This window comes from Nocardia neocaledoniensis (assembly GCF_003182135.1).
Taxonomy (GTDB): Bacteria; Actinomycetota; Actinomycetes; order Mycobacteriales; family Mycobacteriaceae; genus Nocardia; species Nocardia neocaledoniensis.
Genome location: NZ_QGTL01000012.1, coordinates 34,361 through 54,827, shown reverse-complemented (window position 1 = coordinate 54,827; position 20,467 = coordinate 34,361). Strand labels below are relative to the sequence as shown.

At 71.8% G+C, this 20,467-nt stretch carries 20 protein-coding genes; 6 read left to right on the top strand and 14 right to left on the bottom strand.

Annotated elements, in window-relative coordinates; all coding sequences use genetic code 11:
- Positions 1–55: 55 nt before the first annotated feature.
- Positions 56–1,027 carry a flagellar hook-length control protein FliK gene (locus tag DFR69_RS26615; protein ID WP_110040389.1) on the bottom strand — a complete coding sequence of 324 codons (972 nt, stop codon included), beginning with the start codon at positions 1,025–1,027 and terminating at the stop codon, positions 56–58.
- A 73-nt stretch (positions 1,028–1,100) separates the two neighbouring features.
- A complete protein-coding gene (locus DFR69_RS26610) occupies positions 1,101–2,039 on the bottom strand; it encodes a TIGR03564 family F420-dependent LLM class oxidoreductase (RefSeq protein WP_110040388.1) in 939 nt (312 codons plus the stop codon).
- 146 nt (positions 2,040–2,185) lie between these two features.
- Between DFR69_RS26610 and DFR69_RS26605 the strand changes: the two genes are divergently transcribed.
- A complete protein-coding gene (locus DFR69_RS26605) occupies positions 2,186–2,764 on the top strand; it encodes a hypothetical protein (protein ID WP_110040387.1) in 579 nt (192 codons plus the stop codon).
- 6 nt (positions 2,765–2,770) lie between these two features.
- Here the strand turns inward: DFR69_RS26605 and hisF are convergent, their stop codons facing one another.
- From hisF to DFR69_RS26585, 4 genes are all read right to left on the bottom strand, one after another.
- The gene (gene hisF / locus DFR69_RS26600) at positions 2,771–3,574 is read right to left on the bottom strand and encodes an imidazole glycerol phosphate synthase subunit HisF (protein ID WP_110040542.1); all 804 of its coding nucleotides are present in this window, start codon (positions 3,572–3,574) and stop codon (positions 2,771–2,773) included.
- Positions 3,575–3,579: 5 nt separating this feature from the next.
- Positions 3,580–4,401 carry an inositol monophosphatase family protein gene (locus tag DFR69_RS26595; protein ID WP_110040386.1) on the bottom strand — a complete coding sequence of 274 codons (822 nt, stop codon included), beginning with the start codon at positions 4,399–4,401 and terminating at the stop codon, positions 3,580–3,582.
- Positions 4,402–4,409: 8 nt separating this feature from the next.
- Complete coding sequence (gene priA / locus DFR69_RS26590) at positions 4,410–5,141, bottom strand: bifunctional 1-(5-phosphoribosyl)-5-((5-phosphoribosylamino)methylideneamino)imidazole-4-carboxamide isomerase/phosphoribosylanthranilate isomerase PriA (protein ID WP_110040385.1); 732 nt, start codon at positions 5,139–5,141, stop codon at positions 4,410–4,412.
- 77 nt (positions 5,142–5,218) lie between these two features.
- On the bottom strand, positions 5,219–5,821 hold the full coding sequence (locus DFR69_RS26585; protein ID WP_244198476.1) for a maleylpyruvate isomerase family mycothiol-dependent enzyme: 603 nt from the start codon (positions 5,819–5,821) through the stop codon (positions 5,219–5,221).
- A gap of 223 nt (positions 5,822–6,044) precedes the next feature.
- Between DFR69_RS26585 and DFR69_RS26580 the strand changes: the two genes are divergently transcribed.
- The 5 genes from DFR69_RS26580 to DFR69_RS26560 all read left to right on the top strand — a co-directional run bounded on the left by DFR69_RS26580 (position 6,045) and on the right by DFR69_RS26560 (position 10,351).
- Positions 6,045–7,292, top strand: a complete 1,248-nt coding sequence (locus DFR69_RS26580) for a DUF2786 domain-containing protein (RefSeq protein WP_110040383.1) — start codon at positions 6,045–6,047, stop codon at positions 7,290–7,292.
- Between the two features lie 278 nt (positions 7,293–7,570).
- Complete coding sequence (locus DFR69_RS26575) at positions 7,571–7,960, top strand: hypothetical protein (RefSeq protein ID WP_110040382.1); 390 nt, start codon at positions 7,571–7,573, stop codon at positions 7,958–7,960.
- A 236-nt stretch (positions 7,961–8,196) separates the two neighbouring features.
- A complete protein-coding gene (locus DFR69_RS26570; RefSeq protein WP_208644052.1) occupies positions 8,197–8,982 on the top strand; it encodes an AraC family transcriptional regulator in 786 nt (261 codons plus the stop codon).
- Between the two features lie 51 nt (positions 8,983–9,033).
- Positions 9,034–10,005 (top strand): alpha/beta fold hydrolase, encoded by a 972-nt coding sequence (locus tag DFR69_RS26565; RefSeq protein WP_110040381.1) that lies wholly within the window; start codon positions 9,034–9,036, stop codon positions 10,003–10,005.
- The gene (locus tag DFR69_RS26560; protein WP_110040380.1) at positions 9,998–10,351 is read left to right on the top strand and encodes a cupin domain-containing protein; all 354 of its coding nucleotides are present in this window, start codon (positions 9,998–10,000) and stop codon (positions 10,349–10,351) included. The genes DFR69_RS26565 and DFR69_RS26560 overlap by 8 nt, the downstream gene beginning before the upstream one ends.
- Before the next feature lie 17 nt (positions 10,352–10,368).
- Here the strand turns inward: DFR69_RS26560 and DFR69_RS26555 are convergent, their stop codons facing one another.
- The 8 genes from DFR69_RS26555 to DFR69_RS26520 form a co-directional block, all read right to left on the bottom strand.
- The gene (locus DFR69_RS26555; RefSeq protein WP_110040379.1) at positions 10,369–10,860 is read right to left on the bottom strand and encodes a nitroreductase family deazaflavin-dependent oxidoreductase; all 492 of its coding nucleotides are present in this window, start codon (positions 10,858–10,860) and stop codon (positions 10,369–10,371) included.
- A 52-nt stretch (positions 10,861–10,912) separates the two neighbouring features.
- Positions 10,913–11,542 carry an imidazole glycerol phosphate synthase subunit HisH gene (gene hisH, locus DFR69_RS26550; RefSeq protein WP_110040378.1) on the bottom strand — a complete coding sequence of 210 codons (630 nt, stop codon included), beginning with the start codon at positions 11,540–11,542 and terminating at the stop codon, positions 10,913–10,915.
- Entirely contained in the window at positions 11,539–12,153 is a 615-nt protein-coding gene (hisB, locus tag DFR69_RS26545; protein WP_110040540.1) for an imidazoleglycerol-phosphate dehydratase HisB, read from the bottom strand. Before hisB ends, hisH begins: the two co-directional genes overlap by 4 nt.
- 26 nt (positions 12,154–12,179) lie before the next feature.
- Positions 12,180–13,307: a histidinol-phosphate transaminase gene (locus DFR69_RS26540; RefSeq protein WP_110040377.1), complete on the bottom strand. Its 1,128-nt coding sequence runs from the start codon at positions 13,305–13,307 to the stop codon at positions 12,180–12,182.
- Entirely contained in the window at positions 13,304–14,641 is a 1,338-nt protein-coding gene (hisD, locus tag DFR69_RS26535; protein WP_110040376.1) for a histidinol dehydrogenase, read from the bottom strand. The genes DFR69_RS26540 and hisD overlap by 4 nt, the downstream gene beginning before the upstream one ends.
- A gap of 162 nt (positions 14,642–14,803) precedes the next feature.
- Entirely contained in the window at positions 14,804–16,411 is a 1,608-nt protein-coding gene (locus tag DFR69_RS26530; protein ID WP_244198475.1) for a serine/threonine-protein kinase, read from the bottom strand.
- Between the two features lie 88 nt (positions 16,412–16,499).
- On the bottom strand, positions 16,500–18,242 hold the full coding sequence (locus DFR69_RS26525; protein ID WP_110040375.1) for a penicillin-binding transpeptidase domain-containing protein: 1,743 nt from the start codon (positions 18,240–18,242) through the stop codon (positions 16,500–16,502).
- A gap of 45 nt (positions 18,243–18,287) precedes the next feature.
- Positions 18,288–20,363, bottom strand: coding sequence for an acyltransferase family protein (locus tag DFR69_RS26520; RefSeq protein ID WP_110040538.1), 2,076 nt, complete (start codon positions 20,361–20,363; stop codon positions 18,288–18,290).
- Positions 20,364–20,467 lie beyond the last annotated feature (104 nt).

Here is a 20,467-nt window from a genome sequence, read left to right as displayed (position 1 = left end):
GGCACCATGAGCGAGTCGGCCCGCGGGGCGATGCGGCGGAGCGTATCGGTGTTCCTCAGGAGGGCGATTCGGCCACGCGGGTCAGCTCCCCGTCGACGTGGTGCAGCTCGATCGGTCGTCCTTCGGCGTCGTTCTTCGCCGCGGCCCCGCTGAATGTCACGACGGCGACGCGGGTTCCGCGGTCACAATCCGGCGATTCCAACCTGACGTGCGCGTCGTCTTCCGCGCGCTGGACCGAGGTGACGAGCTTGCGGGAGTTGCGGAGCAGTTCGGCCGTGTCGGCCATCGCCACGGCATTGTCCGGCGACATCGTCGTCGTCATTCTGCCGTCGGCGAGGGTCACCGTCACCTCGACGGGGCCGACCGGGGCGGGTTTCACCTTCGTATCCGGGCGGTACCTGTACTCGAGGGTGCCCGTGTAGACCGCCGTGCCGTCGGCGTCGACCCAGTCCGACATCGTGCGCCCGCACTCCGGATGCTCCGACACCCACCCGATCGGCCCCTGCCGCTCGCCGTGCGAGGTGATCAGCGGCCCGACCGCGGCCGCCGTCACGAGCAGGGCGACCACGGGAGTCCAGAGCCGGTGGTCGCGGCTGGGCCACCGGCGCACGAGAACCGCCACCAGCGCGGCAACGCACGCTACTGCGGTGCAGGCCAGACTCACGCCGAGGTATCCGGGCAGCTGCGGCCGATACTCGGTGAGGAACGTCAATGTCGCGACGAGTTGGGTGTACAGACTCAGCGCCAGCCCGGCGACGACGAGCGCCCAGGACTCGACCCGGTTCCGCGCCACCAGGACGCCGACGCCGAGCAGGCCGGGAGCGAGTACGACGAACAACGGTCCGTAGACGTAGAACACCACGCTGATCTGGTCGCTCGTCCCCGGTTCGAACGCCGGATCCGGCGATGGCGGCGACCACAGTCCGAGCGCCACCGCGATCCATCCCGCGACCAGAAAGGCGTAGCCGACCCATTCGGCGGCGCGCACGACACGGGTGGGCGCCCTGTCGACGACGATGGTGGTCATCCGGTCGCCGCCACGCCGAGCGGACGCCGCTGCACAGCTGGCATGGCCCGAACGATACCGGCCGGACGTCGCCTCAGCCGGCGCGCTGGAGTTCGCCGAGCAGGGCCCAGGTGCGCCGCTGGTCTTCCGGGGTGGTGAGGTCGGTCTGGGAGAAGACGACGTCGGTGGCGCCCGCGGCGAAGTAGTCGGCCACCCGGGCGGCCACGGTCTCCTCGTCGCCGAGCACCACGAGATCGGCGGCCCGGTCGACACCGGACAGCGCGATCACCCGCTGATAGGACGGAATGGTGTCGTAGAAGGCCGTATTCGCCTCGGCGGCCGTGCGGGCGGCGGTCAGGTCCGAGGTGACGACGCCGGGGACGAGGGCCACGACGCGCGGTCGCGGCCTGTCCGCGCTCTTCGCCGCCGCGCGCAACGGCTCGACGATGTGCTCGGCCAACGCGTCAGGCCCGACCAGGAAGGGCAGGGTACCGTCGGCGAGCTCGCCGGTGGCCCGCAACGCCTGTGGTCCCATCGCTGCCACCAGCACCGGCACGGTCGGCTTCGCGCCCGCGACCGCGGCGGGCATCGGGGCGGCGGCAGTGACGGTCTCGCCGTGGAAATCGACCTCGCCGGTGTCGAGGATCGAGCGCAGGGCCGTGAGGAATTCACGCATCCGGGTGGCCGGACGATCGAACGTGCCGCCGAACGCGCGCTCGGACAGCTCGCGCGCACCGAGCCCCAGCCCCAGCGTGAACCGCCCGCCGGTGGCCGCCTGCGCGGTCTGCGCCTGGCTCGCCACCAGCAGCGGATGCCTTCCCGGCACCGGTACCACCGAGGTCCCGACCTCGATCCCCGGCACCTCTCGCCCGACGATCGCCGCCACCAGCAGCGCGTCGTGCGAGAACGTCTGACCGAGCCACACCGACTGCACCCCGGCCTCGGCGGCCGCGCGGGCCTGCGCGACCGCCGCGTCCACGGCATTACCGGACCGATCGAGAGCCAACGGGGACAACGCGATTCCGATACTCATACCCATGGCAACGCCGGAACCGACGGTATCCGTCGCGATCGGCGCATGGCGATTCCATCTCCGTGCGACCGGATCGGGCCCGCCGCAGCCTCCGGTCGGTCGTTGTCTACGATCGGTCGGGCAATTTCATATCTATGGGGGGATTCATGAATCCACAGCAGCCGTTCCAGCCGTCGCGACCGGTGGGACATCCGCAGCACCAAGGGTTTTCACACCAGGGCGCGCCGATCGAGGTCACCTACACCTGCGACGGCGACACCGCCCGCCGGCTCAATCGCGGTGCGGCACTGGTCACCTGGCGGCTTCCCGCGAAATGGGGCTTTCTGCTCGCGCTGCCCGCGTTCCTGCTCGTCCGGGGCACCCTCTCGATCCTGTCCGACGGCGGCGAGGCGGTGATCGGCGAGATGGCCCGCGCGTTCCTCCTCGTGCTCGCGTTCGAACTGGTCGTGGTCACCATCGTCACCGGCGTCCAGCTCGCGCGGATGAATCCGAAGTTCACGGCTGTCGCGGGGCCGGGCCACCAGATGAGCGTGCGGTACACCGGCGACACGATGCACCTGTGGCAGACCAGCGGGCAGGTCAGCAATCGCTACGCCGACATCAAGCGCGTCATCACCCAGGGCGATGTGGTCTTCGTGCAGCCCACCGGAACCCAGGGTTTCGTGCTGCCCCGCGAGATCGTGCCCGACGCCGCGCTCACCCGCCTGCGCGGCGCCGCGGCCTGATCGGTGTCAGCGGACGGTGATGCCGTCCGCGCGCATCGCCGACTTCACCTGGCCGATGGTGAGGTCGCCGAAGTGGAAGACGCTGGCGGCCAGGACCGCGTCGGCGCCGGCGTGCACGGCGGGCGGGAAGTGCTCGACCGCGCCCGCGCCGCCGCTGGCGATCACCGGGACGGTGACCGCGGCGCGGACGGCGGCGATCATCGGCAGGTCGAACCCGGCCTTGGTGCCGTCGGCGTCCATCGAGTTGAGCAGGATCTCGCCGACGCCGAGTTCGGCGCCGCGGATGGCCCATTCCACCGCGTCGATGCCGGTGCCGCGCTTGCCGCCGTGGGTGGTGACCTCCCAGCCGGACGGGGTGTCGGGCTGCCCGTCGGGCACGGTGCGCGCGTCCACCGAGAGCACGATGCACTGCGAACCGAAGCGCTGCGACATCTCCGAGAGGACCTCGGGGCGGGCGATGGCGGCGGTGTTCACCGACACCTTGTCCGCGCCCGCGCGCAGCAGCCGGTCGACGTCGGAGACGGTGCGCACGCCGCCGCCGACGGTGAGCGGGATGAAGATCTGCTCGGCCGTGCGGGTCACCACGTCGAGCATGGTGCCGCGGTCGCCGGTGGAGGCGGTGACGTCGAGGAAGGTCAGCTCGTCGGCGCCCTGGGCGTCGTAGGTGGCGGCGAGTTCGACCGGATCGCCCGCGTCGCGCAGGTTCTGGAAGTTGACACCCTTGACCACGCGGCCCGCGTCGACGTCGAGGCACGGGATCACGCGGACGGCCAGGGTGCTCGGCGCCGTCGTGTCGGTGCGCGCTGTCATCGTGTTCATCCTCGTTCTTCGTCGCTGACCGTCAGGATCATGTCCAAAAGTTCTTCGTGCACGCCGGGCGCGGCCGCCAGTACCGAGCCGGAGGTGATCGTCCACGGCGCGCCCGCCAGGTCGGTCACCACGCCGCCCGCGGCCCGCACCAGCGCGACCCCGGCCGCGTTGTCCCAGGGATGGTGGCCGAACACCACCGCGCCGCCGAGCGTGCCGGAGGCGGTGAAGGCCAGGTCGATGCCGGTGGCGCCGTGCATGCGCACCCGCGAGGAGAGCCTGCTGAGCGCGCCGAGCAGGTCGAACCGGAACTGGCCGGGGATGCGGCCCGCCGAGTCGACGTTGAACGCGCCGAAGCCGATCATCGCGTCGGCCAGCTTGCCCGGCCGCAGCGGCGGCAGTACCGCCCCGTCGAGCCGCACCGGCCCGCCGGCGACGGCGTCGTAGCGGCGACCGAGCAGCGGCAGCCAGGTCAGCCCGATCACCGGCTCGCCCTCGTGCACGAGCGCGAGCAGCGTGCCCGACATCGGGTGCCCGGAGGAGTAGTTGAAGGTGCCGTCGATCGGGTCGAGCACCCAGGCCGTGCCCGAGGTGAGCGCGGGGCCGCCGAATTCCTCGCCGTGCACCGCGATGCCGGTGCGCTGGTGCAGCTCGGCGGAGATGGTGCGTTCGAGTTCGAGGTCGAGTTCGGTGGCGAAGTCGTTGCGGCCCTTGGTGACCGCGCTCGGCGCGCCGATGCCCTCGACGAAGCGGGGGACGGTCCCGTCCAGGACCTGGGTGGCGATGGCCAGCAGGTCGGTCAGTTCGGCGGTGCTCGGCGCGGCGGTCATCGTGGGCGTCAGCGCACCGCGGCCAGGGCCTCGGGCAGGGTGAACCGGCCCGCGTACAGCGCCTTGCCGATGATCGCGCCCTCCACGCCGTCCTCGGCGAGGCCGGCGATCGCGACGAGGTCGTCGAGCACCGAGATGCCACCGGAGGCCACCACCGGCGCCTCGGCGGCATTGGCCACCTGGCTCAGCAGGTCGAGGTTGGGGCCGGTCAGGGTGCCGTCCTTGGAGACGTCGGTGACGACGTAGCGCGCGCAGCCGTCGCGTTCGAGGCGCTCGAGCACCTCCCACAGGTCGCCGCCGTCGGTCACCCAGCCGCGGCCGCGCAGCCGCCATTCGCCGTCGATCTGCTTGACGTCGAGGCCGACGGCGACCCGGTCGCCGTATTCGCCGAGCACGCGGGCGCACCACTGCGGGTCCTCGATCGCGGCGGTGCCGATGTTCACGCGCGCGCAGCCGGTGGCCAGGGCCGCCTTCAGCGAGTCGTCGTCGCGGATCCCGCCGGACAGTTCCACCTTGACGTCGAGTTCACCGATCACCTGGGCGATCAGTTCGCGGTTGCTGCCCTTGCCGAACGCGGCGTCCAGGTCCACCAGGTGCACCCATTCGGCGCCGGCCTGCTGCCAGGCCAGCGCGGCATCGCGCGGGGACCCGTACCCGGTTTCGCTACCGGCCTCCCCCTGCACGAGGCGCACGGCCTCCCCATTGGCGACATCGACCGCGGGCAACAGCACAAGACTCACGTGATCAGACTAGTAGGTCTGGAGTCCCGCTCCGCGCACCGGTCCACGCCGCTGAGCGCTGTGTCACTCCCGCGCGGTCAGCTCGAGCGGCGGCGCAGTTCGGGAACCCCGCCGCCGGTGAGCTCGTCCAGCACGACGGCGCGGCCGACGACGGCGAGCGCGATGGCCTCACCCGGCCCGCGGACCTCGGGCCCGTCGCCCCACGACCAGTCGACGTCGGTAGCGACGAAGCGCAGTCCCCTGGTGCGCCGCCCTGGGAAGGCGAACGGGTCGGGATAGGACAGCACGGCGGTGAGCCGGTCGGCCGGAATGGCGCGCGGCCGGTTCAGCGGGCGGCGGATGTCCTGCTGATGCACCAGCAGGTCCGACAGCATCAGCCGCGGCGAGTAGCGCGACAGCCGCCCCGAGTCGTGTTCGAACATGTGCACCAGCTGCGCGGTCGGCAGGTGGGCGAACGAGGCGGCGAGCGCGTTGTTGATGCGGTCGACCGAGCCGCGGTGGCGCACCGCCGCGGCCGCGTAGTCGACGGGACCGAGGGTGTCGGTGAGCAGATGGCCCACCACATCGCGTACCCGCCAGCCCGCGCACAGCGAGGGCGTCTCCCATTCCTCGTCGGTCAGTCCCCGCAGTAGCTCGATCAGTTCCGCGCGTTCCTGGGCCAGCATCCCCCGATAGCTCATGCCGATCACTGTAAGCCCCGCCCGCCGGGCCGAACACTGTTCTCGGATGGATTCCCTTGCCCGGGAATCCAATCCGCCAGGTCCGCCGAGGGTCTCGGGCCGCACCGCTGGTGCGCGCCACGCCGGGTACCGTCGCCGAGCGCGCGGTCGCGACAATGGGTGCGACCTCGGCCGCGGGAGACCGGGCCGTCGGCAGCGGACGATCGAGAGGACACCGGGACAGGTGGGCAAACAGAATCGGCGACGACGCACCGGACGCCGCGCCGTCTCGAACCCCGCCCTCCTGCTCGACGCCGACGCGCTGGCGGACCCGGTGCGCGTCGCCGAGGGCGTCGCGACGGCGGCCGCCCAGGACGACGCGGCCGCGACACGGCAGTTCGTCGACCAGCTGGCCGACTCCGGGCGGCTCACCGCGCCGGTCATCGAGGGCGTCGAGCTCGCGAGCCGCCGTCTGCTCGCCCACGCCTTCGCGCAGGGCTGGCTCCCGGACGACATCCACCAGGCGGCCCGCCGCCGACTCGACACCTTCGCCCTCGCCTACCTGACCGATCTGATGGCCGAACACCGCGCCGGGTTCGCCGCCGACGCCGTGGACGAGACCTGGCAGGCCCAGCTCGACGCGCTCGGCGCGACGGTCTGGTGGACGGGCGCGCATCCACCCGCGTGGGCCGACCGCGCGCTGCTGACCGCCGAGGAGGCCCTGACCTCGGTCGTGCGGGCGCTGGCGCTGCTGCTACGGCTGCCACGGCTCGCGCCGATCCGCCCGCTGCCCGGCACAACCCGACGCGGTGCCGCTCCGGCGCGGCACGTCGACGAGAAGACGCTCGGCCGGGTGCGCGGGCTGCTCGCGAAGGCCGAGTCCACCGCGTTTCCGGAGGAGGCCGAGACCCTGTCGGCCAAGGCGCAGGAGCTGATGACCAAGTACGCGATCGACCGCGTGCTCCTGACCTCCGCCGCGGTCGAGCCCGACCTGCCCACCGCGCGGCGCCTCTGGCTCGACACCCCCTACACCGACGCCAAGGCGCTGCTCGTCGACCGGGTCGCCCGCGCGAACCGGTGCCGCGCGATCTTCGTCGCCGACTGGGGTTTCGTCACCGTCGTCGGCGACGAGCCCGACCTCGACGCCGTCGAGCTCCTCTCGACCTCCCTGCTCGTCCAGGCCACCAGGACGATGATCGAGACCGCCGCCGACACCGAGGAGGCCCGGACCAGGGCCTACCGCAAGGCCTTCCTCACCGCCTACGCCACCCGCATCGGCGACCGCCTCACCGAAGCGGCCACCACCACCGTGGCCGAATCCCCTTCCCCCACCACCCTTCTCCCGCTGCTCGCCACGCACGACCACCGCGTCGAACGAGCCTTCGCCACCTACTTCCCCACCACCCGTACCCGCGGCATCACCCTCCGCAGCGCCGAGGGCTGGGCGGCAGGCACTCACGCCGCCGACCATGCCCACCTCGACCGCGACTGAGCACCGCACCCACTCGGAAATTGCTGAATCATCGCGATTCCGGTTGCCAATGATGCGCAGGCATTGATGTGATCCGCGAGACAATTCGCCCACCAGCGGAAACACTCCGTTTTCCAAGAATTAACAGTGATTATCGCCATGCTCTGCCGATTAGCTGAATCGTCGCTGCATCGATTAATTTTCGAGCTGTCGATCGGCACGAAGGTTCTCACCGAGTGCATCGCCAACTCGCACCATCGTGTTACCAGCCTGTGATTCACAGGTCGAAAGGAATTCTCATGACTCGCAAGACCCTCGCCGTCGCCGCCGCTCTCGCCGTCACCGTGCTCGGCCCGGCCGCCGCCGCGAACGCCTTCACCGGCTCGGCGGCCGCCGCCACCGGTTCCGCCGCGCTGGGCGCCGCGGGCTCGGCCGCCGCCGGAGCCGCTGGTGCGGGCACTGCCGGGGCCACCGGTTCCGCCGCCGCTCCCGCGCTGGCCACCGGTTCGGCCGCGCTCGGCACCGGCTCGGCCGGCCTCGGCACCCTCGGCACCGGTTCGGCCGCCGCCCTGGCGGGCCTGGAACTGCTCGACACCGGCAGCTCGGCCTTCGAGGGCCTCACCAGCGGCGGCCTCAACATCATCGATTCCCTGCTCGGCGCGCGCGAACTCCAGGCCCCCGCCGAATGATCGGAGTGCGCTGAGTTTCCGGCCACCCCTCAGGTCGGACCGAATGCGGTGACGCCCCGGACAGGCGTCACCGCATTCGCATTTTCGCATTGCCGCGTGTAATTCGCGGAAACGAATTTGCCGAAGTGATTGCGAACAATTTGCGCAATGCCCGGTAGTTCTCCCCTCAGCTCCTGTCGCCCACCGGCCGGCCCGATCCGTTGCGGTCGCCGAGCCGGCGCTCGTACGCTGGCCGGGTGCGGCCGATCATGTCCGATCAGGAATTGGACGGTGGATGGGAGCTGGTGCGCGCGCGGTCCCCGAGATGGGCCGGCGCGTCATTGACCGGGTTCCGGGATCGCGCCGCGGCCGGATCGGACATGCGGATCGTCGCCCTGCCCGCGGTGACGATGGTCGTGCAGGTCGGCGAGAGTCCCCTCACCGACACCGGCACGGGCGCGCGACACGGCGGGCTGGTCGCCGGCATCGCGCCGGGGACACCACAGCTGCGCTCGGACCGGGTCGACTGCGTCGAGATCCGGCTCTCGCCGATCACGGCCTGCTCACTGCTCGGTGTGGCGCCACGAGACCTGCACGGCGGAGTGACCGGGCTCGCCGAGATCTGGGGCGCACGGGCCGAGCGCCTCCAGGCCCAACTGTCCGAAACCTCGTCGTGGGAAGCACGATTCGAGGTCGTGACCCGCTTTCTCGCGGCCGGCGCGAGCCCCCACCGGCCGGATCCGGAGGTCGCCGCGTGCTGGCGGCGGATCCTGGCCGACGGCGGGGACGTGCGGGTCGGAGACCTGACCGAACTCACCGGCTGGAGTCACAAGCGCCTGTGGTCGCGGTTCACCGATCAGATCGGCGTCACGCCCAAGCGCGCGGCGATGGTGGTCCGCTTCCGCCGGGCCTTCGATCGGCTGGTCGCGGGGGAATCGGCCGCCGACGTCGCCATCGCCTGCGGCTACGTCGACCAATCCCATCTGCACCGCGACATCGTGACGTTCGCGGGGACGACGCCGGGGGCGCTCGCTCTCCGCTGAGGGAAATTTCCTCCAAGACGGCGGCGACGACCACCGGTCACAGTGAGCTCCATGACCGCCTCCGCCCTGGCCGCACGCGTGCGGGCCATCGAACACCGCGTCGCCGACTCCGCCGGGCTGCGCACGACCGAACGCACCCTGTCACTACGAAGTCCCGCCGTCCGCGTGCGGGTCCGCACCACCGACGGCCCCGGCGAGCCCGTGGTCTGGATCAACGGGATCGGCGCCCCGGCCATGGCCTTCGCACCTCTACTCGCCCTGTTGCCCGGCTACCGGCACATCCTCGTCGACCTGCCCGGACACAACCTCGCCCCGCCCTACCGCTGGCCGGACCGGCCACTGCGCCACCTGGCTGTCGAGGTGGTGACCGGCACCCTGGACGCCCTCGACCTCGGGCGTTCCCTGCTCGTCGGCAGTTCGCTGGGCGGCCTGTTCTCCCTCTGGACCGCGCTGGACGCCCCGCACCGGGTGACCGGAATCGCGGCCATCGGCGCACCGGCGACGGCACTGCCCGGAACCCGCCCCACCGCCGCGATGGTCGCCACCGCGCGCGCCCGGCGCGGCCGGATCGACGAGGTGTTGATGCGGCTTCCCGCTCCCCGCGTGCTCGCCCGCGCCGCGCTGGCCGAGGCGCTGGGTGCCGCCACCGTGCGCCGCCTGTCCGACGATCTCGTCGACCTGCACAGTCTTCCGCTGCGGCTCCCCGGGCAGGCCGCGTCCTACCGGGCCCTGCTGCGCCGCTTGATCCGGGACCGCGCACCCCGGCCGGAGACGGTGCTGACCGACGCCGAACTCGCGCGGATCGACTGTCCGGTCCTGTTCGTCTGGGGCGAGCGCGACGTGTTCGCGTCCCCCGAACACGCCCGCCCGTCGATCGGGAAGATCCCCGGCGCGCGCCTCGCCGTCGTCCCCGGCGGACACGCTCCCTGGCTGGACGACACGTCGTCCTGCGCCACCCCGCTCGGCGACTTCCTCGCCGATCTGCCCCTGCCGTCCACCGAAAGCGAGCATCCCGATGCGTAGCCACGACCCTGTCGCCGTCGCCGCGAACCTCGATCCCTTCGACTTCCGGACCGTCGCCACGTTCAACGACGGCGAGTTCTGCCTGTACTTCGGCGACCGTCTCGACTCCTCCGACTGGGAGCTGCACCCCGACACCGACGAACTGCTCATGGTGTTGGGTGGCCGCGTGACCGTCGAGATCCTCACCGGCAGCGATCGCCGTCGAATCCCGCTCACCGCAGGGCAATTCGTGATCGTGCCGAAGGGGCATTGGCATCGCCACCTCGACGTCGACCAGGTCGTCGAGATGTACTACACCCCGGGCGCGACGATCGAATCCACGGCGGAGGACCCGCGCGCCGGATGAGCGGCAGCGCTACCGGGTCAGCCCTCGGCCCTCGGTCGCAGGACGACGACGGGGATCTCGCGATCGGCCCAGGCCTGGTAGTGGTCGAAGTCGGCGTAGAGGTCGACGAGCAGCGGCCACAGCCGGGCGCGCTCGGCGGGGTCGGCGGTCACGGCGTGGACGGGATGGCGGGTCCGGCCGATCTGCACATGGGTGTCCGGGGTCGCGCACAGATTGCGGTACCACTGCGGGTGGGTGGACAGCCCACCCTGGGAGGCCACGATGACGATGTCGGCGCCGTCGACGAGATAGAGCAGCGGCGTGGTGTACACCGTGCCGGACTTGCGGCCCCGGTGCTCGAGCAGCAATGTCGGCACCGGCTTGCGGAACCCCGCGCCCACCCGCCACTTCGCGCCGATCCGGCCGCCGGTGCGCCGATAGACCCAGACCTGCGTCTTGCCCATGATCTTGAAGATCTTGGGCAGCATCGGTGAATCGAGGTGTTTCGGACGCGGCGGTGTAGCGGTCATCCCCAGACCATACATCCGCGATGATCTGTACGGTCTGGTTGGCGGCAGCCGCCTACAGCGCCTCGATCCAGTTGCGCAGCAGGTGGGCTCCGGCGTCGCCGGACTTCTCGGGGTGGAACTGGGTGGCCGACAGCGGACCGTTCTCGACGGCCGCGAGGAACGGGACGCCGTGCTCGGCCCAGGTCAGCTTGGGCGGCGCGATGTGTTCGGCCTCGGGCAGTTCCCACTGCTGGGCGGCGTAGGAGTGCACGAAGTAGAAGCGGGTGTCGGCGTCCATGCCGGCGAACAGGGTGCTGTCGCCGGGCGCCTTGACCGTGTTCCAGCCCATGTGCGGGAGGACGGGCGCGTCGAGGCGGGCGACGGTGCCCGGCCATTCCCCGCAGCCCTCGGTCTCCACGTCGAACTCCACACCGCGGTCGAACATGATCTGCATGCCGACGCAGATGCCGAGGACCGGACGTCCGCCCGCCAGCCGCTGACCGATGATCCGGTCACCGCGCACCGCGAGCAGCCCGGCCATGCACGCCGCGTACGCGCCGACACCGGGCACGACCAGCCCGTCGGCGGCCAGCGCGGCCTGCGGGTCGGCGGTGACCTCCACCTGCGCGCCGGCCCGGACCAGCGCGCGCTCGGCGGAGTGCAGGTTGCCGGAGCCGTAGTCCAGCAGCACGACGGATTTCACAGCACACCCTTCGTCGACGGAACGCCGCTGACCCGCGGGTCGATCTCGACGGCGGCCCGCAGCGCCCGCGCCACGGCCTTGAACTCGGCCTCGGTGATGTGGTGCTGGTCGCGGCCGTAGAGCACCCGCACGTGCAGCGCGATGCGCGCGTTCTGCGCGATCGACTCGAACACGTGCTTGTTGAGCACGGTCGAGTACGACGCGCCCGGGCCCGCGCTCGGAATGATGGTGTGCACCAGGTGTTCCGGCTCGCCGGTGAACACGCAGTACGGCCGCCCCGACACGTCGACGGCGGCGTGCGCGAGGGTCTCGTCCATCGGGATGAACGCGTCGCCGAAGCGGCGGATGCCCTTCTTGTCGCCCAGCGCCTTGCCCAGCGCCTGGCCGAACACGATGGCGGTGTCCTCGACGGTGTGGTGCGCCTCGATCTCGATGTCGCCCTCGGCGCGCACGACCAGGTCGAATCCGCCGTGCTGGCCCAGCGCGGTCAGCATGTGGTCGTAGAACGGGACGCCGGTGGAGATCTCGGTCTGCCCGGTGCCGTCGAGGTCGAGTTCCACCAGGATCGACGATTCCTTGGTGACCCGTTCCACCCGTGCGGTTCTGCTCATGATGTGTTCCTCCACAGGGGAATTCGTCAGGACGTGAGGTCGGTGCCGGCGATGTCGCGGCTCACCCGCAGGAACTCGTCGTTCTCCGCGGCGAGCCCGACGGTGGCGCGCAGGTACCCGGGGATGCCGACGTCGCGGATGAGCACCCCCGCGTCGAGGTAGTGCTGCCAGGCGGCAGCCGCGTCGGTGAACCGGCCGAACAGCACGAAGTTGGCGTCGCTGGGGATCACCTGGAAACCCTGCTCGGTGAGCGCGGCGGCGACCCGGTCGCGCTGGGCCGCCAGTTCCGCCACGCTGCCGAGGGTCTCGTCGGCGTGGCGCAGCGCGGCCCGCGCGGCGGCCTGGGTGACCACCGACAGGTGGTACGGCAGCCGCACCAGCAGGATCGCGTCGATCACCGCGGGCGAGGCGGCCAGGTAGCCGAGGCGGCCGCCCGCGAAGGCGAACGCCTTGCTCATCGTGCGGGTGACCACCAGCTTCGTCGGGAACCGGTCGATCAGGGTGATCGCGCTCGGCGCCGCCGAGAACTCGCCGTAGGCCTCGTCCACGACGACGATGCCGGGCGCCGCGGCCAGCAGCCGCTCGAGCTCCGCGATCGGAATGCTGTGTCCGGTCGGGTTGTTCGGGCTGGTCACGAACACCACGTCGGGGCGGCGTTCGGCGATCTGGGCGACGGCGTAGTCGATGTCGAGGGAGAAGTCACCGCTGCGCTTGGCCTCGATCCACTCCGTATCGATGCCCTCGGAGATGATCGGGTGCATCGAGTAGGAGGGCACGAAACCCAGCGCGCTGCGGCCGGGCCCGCCGAAGGCCTGCAGCAGCTGCTGCAGGATCTCGTTGGAGCCGTTGGCCGCCCACACGTTGGTGGTGTCGACGGGGACGCCGGTCTGGCGGGTCAGGTACTCGGCCAGATCGTGGCGCAGCGCGACCGCGTCGCGATCCGGGTACCGGTGCAGGTCGGCGGCGGCCGCGCGGACCGACTCGGCGACGTCGTCGATCAGGGCCCGGCTCGGCGGGTGCGGGTTCTCGTTGGTGTTGAGCTGCACCGGCACCGTCAATTGCGGTGCGCCGTACGGGGATTTGCCGCGCAGGTTCTCGCGCAGGGGCAGCTGGTCCAGGGTCGCCGACGCGCCGGGGACGGTGGGGGCGCTCATGACAGCGCCTCGAAACGCGCCCGCACGGCCTGGCCGTGCGCCGGCAGGTCCTCGGCGTTGGCCAGGGCCACGACGTGTCCGGCGACATCCTTCAGCGCCGCCTCGGTGTACTCCACGATGTGGATGCCGCGCAGGAAGGTCTGCACGCTCAGGCCCGAGGAGTGCCGCGCGCAGCCCGCGGTGGGCAGCACGTGGTTGGAGCCCGCGCAGTAGTCGCCCAGGCTCACCGGCGCCCACGGCCCGACGAAGATCGCGCCCGCGCTGCGCACCCGCGCCGCCACCGCGGCGGCGTCGGCGGTCTGGATCTCGAGGTGTTCGGCGGCGTAGGCGTCGACGACGCGCAGGCCCTGGTCGATGTCGTCGACCAGGACGGTGCCGGACTGCTTGCCGCTCAGCGCTTCCCGCACGCGCGCGTCGTGCTTGACCACGGCGAGCTGGGCGTTGAGCGCTGCGTCGACCGCGTCGGCCAGCGCCACCGAGTCGGTGACGAGCACGCTCGCGGCGAGCACGTCGTGCTCGGCCTGGCTGATCAGGTCGGCGGCCACGTGCACCGGATCGGCGGTGGCGTCGGCGAGCACGGCGATCTCGGTGGGGCCGGCCTCGGCGTCGATGCCGACCAGGCCGCGGCACAGCCGCTTGGCGGCGGTGACGTAGATGTTGCCGGGGCCGGTGATGAGGTCGACCGGCGCCAGTGCGGCGCCGTCGGTGTCGGTGCCGCCGTAGGACAGCAGCGCCACGGCCTGCGCGCCGCCGACGGCCCACACCTCGTCGACGCCGAGCAGCGCGGCCGCGGCCAGGATGGTCGGGTGTGGCAGTCCGCCGAACTGGGCCTGCGGCGGCGAGGCGACGACCAGCGAGTCCACGCCGGCGGCCTGGGCCGGGACCACGTTCATCACGACCGAGGACGGGTAGACGGCATTGCCACCGGGCACGTACAGCCCGACCCGCTCCACCGGCACCCACTTCTCGGTGACGGTGCCGCCGGGCACCACCTCGGTGACGGTGTCGGTGCGCCGCTGATCGGCGTGCACCTTCCTGGTCCGCTCGATCGCGACCTCGAGCGCGGCGCGCACGGCCGGGTCGAGCTCCTCGAGCGCTCTGGCCAGCTCGGCGACGGGCACCCGCACCGCGGCGGGGCGCACGCCGTCGAACTTCTCGCTGTAGTCCAGCGCGGCCTCGACGCCCCGGTCGCGGATGTCCTCGACGACCGGCCGCACATGATGCAGCACCGAGTCGACGTCGACCCCGCCCCGCGGCAGCGCGGTGCGCAGCTCGGCGGTGGACGGAGTACGACCGCGCAGATCGACGCGGGCGAGCTCGATGCGGGAAGTCATAGCGGCGTGCGGTCCTGTCTGTGGTGGGCTCAGGTCAGCTACCAGACTATCGGTCGCCCGCCACCGCTTTTCCGGCACATCCCGCCGAAGACGACGGACCCGGCGCGATGATCGCGCCGGGTCCGTCACCGGATCGTCGTTCGTGCGACGCACGCCACAGAATCAGCGGGTGTCGCCGTCGATGCGCAGACTGCCGCCGGAGTTCACCACCCGCATGACCATGGCCTTGGTCTGGCCGTTGATGGTGATGCTGGCCAGGCGCATGTCGGTGGACCCGTCGGCGTTGTTGCCGCTGACCGCGGTGATGCTGGCGAACGAGGTGATCGTGCGATCGGCCCAGTACTGGCGGAACGCGGACTCGCTGCCGTAGACCTTCTGCGCCGCCGGGGTGAGCAGCGACCAGGATCCGGCCGGATCGCTGAAGAAGTTCTCCACCAGCAGGCCCGCCGAACCGATGTCGACGGTCCCGGTGTTGGTGGTCTGCCCGAGCGCGGCCGGGGTGGCGGCGCCGCTGGACGCGGGGCCAGCGGACGCCTGCACCGAGGTCGACGGATTCGCCTGCACCTGCGGCGAATCCGAGTCCGAGCCGTTCATGGCGCTGATGGCGACGGCGATCGCGGCGACCACCGCGCCGACGCCGGAACCGATCAGCACCGCGCGTCCCTTGCCCGCGGGCTTGCGCGGCGCGGGGGCGGGCTGGGCGGCCGTCGGCGGGTGCGCCGCGGTGTCGTGGCGGACCTGCGGACGCGGGGGGTTGGTCGAGCGGATCTGCCTGGTCGTCGCGGTGGACGCGCCCGCGTGCGAGGCCCGGTTCCCGGACTGGCGGATCACCTGGGTGGCGGCGGCGGAGTTGCGGCGGCCGTAGGCCTCGCTGGCCGGGACGAACCCGGCGGGCACCGCGTCGGCGTCGGCGAACGCGGCCAGCGCGTGCCGCGACTCGGTCATCGTCGGCCGGTCCAGCGGTTCCGGGCTGAGCAGGTCGAGCAGGAAGTCGGTGGCCGGGCCCGCGTTGCGTGGCTCGCGCACCTGGCCGTTGGCGGCGGCGTAGAGCACGGCCAGCGGATTGGCGTTGGCGCCGTAGGGCGGTTCGCCCTCGAGGGCGTGGAACAGCGTCGCGCCGAGCGCGAACACGTCGGCGGCGGGCGTCGGGTCGGCGCCGCGGGCCACCTCGGGGGCCAGGTACGCGGCGGTGCCGCAGATCAGGCCCGTCTCGGTGAGGGTGACGTCACCGGCGGCGCGGGAGATGCCGAAGTCGGTGATCTTCACCTCGCCGTGCTCGCCGAGCAGGATGTTGCCCGGCTTCACGTCGCGGTGCACGAGACCGGCCTGGTGGGCTGCGATCAGCGCGGACGCGACCTGCTCACCGATGCGGGCGACCTCGGTCAGCGGCAGCGGGCCCTTCTGGCCCAGCTCCGCCGCGAGACTCACCGACTTGAGGTACTCCATGACCAGGCACGGATCACCGTTGTGCTCGGTGATGTCGAAGACCACGATGGCGTTGGGGTGCTGGAAGCGTGCCGCGTTGCGGGCTTCCCGAATCGCGCGCTGGCGCAAGACATCCCGCTCGCCCTCGGGCAGGCTTGGCTTGATGTGGATCTGCTTCACAGCCACGGAGCGTTGGAGGCGTTCGTCGACAGCACGCCATACAACGCCTGTGCCGCCGCTACCAATACGCTCGACCAGGCGGTAATGCTCCGCGATCTTCTGACCGGTATCGATGGCGCCTACTCCGAACCTTCTCGAAATTGTGACATCCCGCGTATTGACCATGGATATGGCCCGCGGACGAGTGTAGCTGCCCTGACGCGGGCAGCGTGCGGCAGCGTGGGTATTGCCCGCCCACCGAGCGTGACATAGATCATTGTTTCGCCCGCAGCATCCGTCCGGCGGCCTCCACCGCGGGTCCCGAGCTGCCCGCGTCGGCGACGAAGACCGCGAAGGCGAGGTCGCCGTCGATGCCGACGAACCAGCCGTGCGCGTGCTTGTCGTCGAGGTATTCGGCGGTGCCGGTCTTGCCGAGCAGGCCGGGGATGTCGCGCAGCGCGGTGGCGGTTCCGGCGCTCACGGTCTCGCCCATCATGGTCTCTATCTGCGACGTCACCGCGGCGGGTACCGGCGTCGGCGGCTTGTCGGCGGTGCCGGGCCTGCCGCGCACGATGGCCGGGGCGGGAGCGGAGCCGTGCGCGAGCGAGGCGGCGACGAGCGCCATGCCGAACGGCGAGGCGGTGACGCTGCCCTGCCCGATGCTCGACTCGACCTGCTGCGCCGAATTCTGCGCGGGCGGAACCTTCCCCGTGACGGTCGTCAAGCCGGGTGTCACATAATCCACACCGAGTCCGAGTTGCGCGGCGGCCGTGGTGAGCCCGTCGGGAGGCAGTCGGACCCCGAGTTCGGCCATCGTGGTGTTGCACGAGCGCGCGAAGGCGGTGTGCAGCGGTACCTGCCCGAGATCGAACTCGTCGTCGTTGGGGATGGTGCGTCCTTCGATGGTGGCGCGGCCGGGGCACGGCAGCACGGTGTCGATGTTCACCCCGCCCGCCTGCAGCGCGGCCGAGACGGTGACGGTCTTGAACGTCGACCCCGGCGGGTAGAGGCCGGTCAGCGCGATCGGGCCCTGCGCGTCGGCGGGCGCGTTCTGCGCGACCGCGAGCACCTCGCCGCTCGACGGACGCAGCGCGACGATCGCGGCGGGCTGCTCCAGCGGGGTGAGAGCGGCCTCGGCGGCGTTCTGCAGGTCGATGTCGACGGTGCTGGCGATGTCGGCCGTCGGGGTGGCGTCGGGGCCGGCGATGCGCTGGGTGCCCTGCGGGGTCTGCGCGCGCACGGCCCAGCCCGCGGCCGCGTCGGCCTCCTGCTGCCACAGTTCGGCCAGGCCGGCGGTGGTGGGTCCGGCCAGGCTCTTGTCGACGGTGAGCAGGCGGTGCTGCGGGGCGAGGGTCACGCCACGCACCTCGCTCAGCGGCTGCTGGACGGGCGCGATGTCGGCCGCGCGCAACGCGACGGCGGTGATCGATTTCCCCTGTGCCGCGGCCAGATCCGCGCGCAGGCCCGCCTCGGTGACGCCGTGCGGCGCGAGCAGCGCGGCGAGCGCGGGCAGGTCGGCGTCGGGCGCGACCTGCACCAGGGTCACCACCTGCTGGGTCATCAGCTCGCCGCCGGTCGCGTCGAGCACGCGTGCGGGCCGCGGATAGACCGGGCTGTAGCTGAGCGGGCCCAGATCGAGGCCGGGCGCGACGGTGGCAGGGTTCCAGTCGACCTTCCAGCCGTTGTCGTCGGCGGCGGTCCCGGTACTGGTGTAGGTCCACTCGTCGCGGCCGTCCGGCCCGAGCTTCCAGGTGGATTCGAGGGTGAAGCCGTTGTCGTCGGTGCCCGACACCCGGACGGTGTCGTTCTTGCCGAGGTTCTCGAACAGCGTGGTCAGAGCGGGTCCTGCCTGCTCGGGCGCGTCGGTGAGTGCCGCGGCGGCGGCCGCGTCACCGCTGCTCAGCGCGGCCGCGAAGGCCTCGGCGACGGTTTCGGGTTGATCGGGTCCGGTCGAACAGGCGACCGGCAACAGGGCGAGCGCGAGGAGCAGGACCGGTGTCTTGCGGAGGATGCGCACGCGACCGAGGGTAGCCGCACCCGCCGACGTCGGCGGCCCAGCGCGCTACCACCAGCCGGTGATCGCGGCGATCTGCCTGCCGAGCTCGGGGGCGAGCGAGCGGGCGTAACTGGCGGTCAGATGGTGTTCGTCGCGATAGATCAGGACGTTGCCCTCGACCACCCGGCAGCGCTGCGGTCGGCAGACGGCGTCGGACAGGTCGAGCAGGTGCACGTTCGGATACCCGGCCGCCGGTTCCCGCGCCGGATCGACGGCGTCCAGTGCCGCCGCGCGGTCGAGCCCGCAGCTGTCGGCATCGCCGCGGTGCGCGAGGCAGTCGGTGGCGCGGTAGAGCACGCCGTCGCGACGCAGGCGCGGGGTGTCGCGCAGCGCGAGCACGTTCATGCCGCGCTCCTGCAGCGCCGACCACACCTCGAGGTACTCCCCGGGCACCTCGTCGCCGAGGCCGTCCTTGCGATAGCGGGTGGACAGGGTGAGCACCCAGTCCGGCGGCTCGGCGACGAGCCGATCGAGCACCTCACGCGACCATTCGTGGCATTCGGGAAAGGGCCAGTCGGCGTAGGACGGCTCGTCGGCGAGCACGACCGGACAGCCTTCCTTCAGGTAGGAGACGATCCGGATCCCGTGCTCGGCGCCGAGCAGTTCCATCGCGGGAATCCAGTGCTCGGAGTGCGATCCGCCGACCACGGCGATGGTGCGGGCCCCGGCGGGGTCGCCGTAGACGCAGGTGCGGACCTCGCGGTTGGGCGTGATGCAGCCGTCGGTGGTGGGCGGCGGGGTGTCGGCCTGGCCCTCGAAGACCGTGGGACGCATCGGTTCCCGGGGATAGTCGGCGCCCGAGAGCAGCGCGGCGGCGCCCGGGTACCGGTCGGCGTCGAGCGCCTGCGGCGGCACGGCCGGATTGGCGCGCAACACGACCTGCCAGCCCACCGCCGAGATCAGCACGGCGACGGTGAGCACGGTGACCACCAGCCCGGCGGCGGGCCGCGGCGGCCGCGCCACGACCTCCTGGCCGCGCGGCGGCAGGCGCAGGGGCGTCTCGATCAGGTGGGTGGTGGCGTAGGCCGCGACCAGCGAGACCCCGATCACCACCAGGCCGTCGACCAGTCCGGCGTAGGCACGGCCCGATTCGGCGAGATAGAAGATGAGGATCGGCCAGTGCCACAGGTACAGCGGATACGCGATCGCGCCGAGTTCGGTACAGACCCGGCCGCCCAGCACCCGGTGCGGCCACGCCGACGCCCCGGCGACGCCGAACCCCGAGGCGATCACCAGGCAGGCGGCGGCCACCGGCCACAGCGCGGCGACGCCGGGGAACTGATGGGCGCCGTCGAAGAGCGGACCGCACGCGAGCACCATCAGCAGGCCGAGCGCGGCCGCGGGGCCGGCCAGCAGCCGGGGCAGCCGCAGCCACGGCGCGGCGACGGCCAGCGCGGCGCCGGCCAGCAGCTCCCAGGCCCGCGCGCCGCTGTCGTAGTAGGTCCAGGCCTGGTGGTGCGCCGACCCGAAGGTGGCGTAGGCGAACGAGAGCGCCCCGCCGCCGACCAGGGCGACCAGCAGCGCGGGCCGCCCGACCAGCCCGCGCCCGCGCAGCCAGGCCCACCCGGCCAGCACCACCAGGATCAGCAGATAGAACTGCCCCTGCACCGACATCGACCACAGGTGCTGCAGCGGGCTCACCGACGGGTCCGGCGCGAGATAGTCGAGTTCGGCCGTGGCCAGGTACCAGTTCTGGAAGTAGAACATCGAGCTCAGCGTCTGGGCGGCCGTCTCCCCCAGCTGGGTGTAGGGCCGCAGAGCGATCGTCGCGACCGCGATGGCGGCCAGGACGACCACCAGCGAGGGCGTCAACCGGCGCGCGGTGCGCCGCATCGTCTCGCCCGCCGCGAGCCCGCCGCGCCGCTCCACCCCGCGCACGACGGCGCCGGTGAAGAAGAAGCCCGAGAGCACGAGGAACACGTCGACGCCGCCGGAGACCCGTCCCGCCCACACGTGGAAGGCGACGACCAGCGCGATCGCGACACCACGCAGCCCGTCCAGGTCCTGTCGCCGTCCGGCGGCGGCGTCGCGAGCGAGCGCCGTCTCCGGCGCGCGCGTGGACGCGGACTGAACTTTCGGCACGAAGGACCCCAACACATCGGACCCCGTGTCGATATCGGGGTAATGTTTCCCGGCAAGTAACCACCAATTTGCCGTAGTGACACCGGGGAAGCAAACCGCCGTGC

Excerpts from the sequence above, each read along its gene's own strand:
- hisB (WP_110040540.1), bottom strand. The coding sequence starts at position 12,153 with ATGAGCAGAACCGCACGGGTGGAACGGGTCACCAAGGAATCGTCGATC.
- hisD (WP_110040376.1), bottom strand. The coding sequence starts at position 14,641 with ATGACTTCCCGCATCGAGCTCGCCCGCGTCGATCTGCGCGGTCGTACT.
- DFR69_RS26560 (WP_110040380.1), top strand. The coding sequence starts at position 9,998 with ATGCGTAGCCACGACCCTGTCGCCGTCGCCGCGAACCTCGATCCCTTC.
- DFR69_RS26565 (WP_110040381.1), top strand. The coding sequence starts at position 9,034 with ATGACCGCCTCCGCCCTGGCCGCACGCGTGCGGGCCATCGAACACCGC.
- DFR69_RS26575 (WP_110040382.1), top strand. The coding sequence starts at position 7,571 with ATGACTCGCAAGACCCTCGCCGTCGCCGCCGCTCTCGCCGTCACCGTG.
- DFR69_RS26615 (WP_110040389.1), bottom strand. The coding sequence starts at position 1,027 with ATGACCACCATCGTCGTCGACAGGGCGCCCACCCGTGTCGTGCGCGCC.
- DFR69_RS26585 (WP_244198476.1), bottom strand. The coding sequence starts at position 5,821 with ATGAGCTATCGGGGGATGCTGGCCCAGGAACGCGCGGAACTGATCGAG.
- DFR69_RS26610 (WP_110040388.1), bottom strand. The coding sequence starts at position 2,039 with ATGAGTATCGGAATCGCGTTGTCCCCGTTGGCTCTCGATCGGTCCGGT.
- DFR69_RS26555 (WP_110040379.1), bottom strand. The coding sequence starts at position 10,860 with ATGACCGCTACACCGCCGCGTCCGAAACACCTCGATTCACCGATGCTG.
- hisF (WP_110040542.1), bottom strand. The coding sequence starts at position 3,574 with ATGACAGCGCGCACCGACACGACGGCGCCGAGCACCCTGGCCGTCCGC.
- DFR69_RS26540 (WP_110040377.1), bottom strand. The coding sequence starts at position 13,307 with ATGAGCGCCCCCACCGTCCCCGGCGCGTCGGCGACCCTGGACCAGCTG.
- DFR69_RS26595 (WP_110040386.1), bottom strand. The coding sequence starts at position 4,401 with ATGACCGCCGCGCCGAGCACCGCCGAACTGACCGACCTGCTGGCCATC.
- DFR69_RS26605 (WP_110040387.1), top strand. The coding sequence starts at position 2,186 with ATGAATCCACAGCAGCCGTTCCAGCCGTCGCGACCGGTGGGACATCCG.
- DFR69_RS26530 (WP_244198475.1), bottom strand. The coding sequence starts at position 16,411 with ATGGTCAATACGCGGGATGTCACAATTTCGAGAAGGTTCGGAGTAGGC.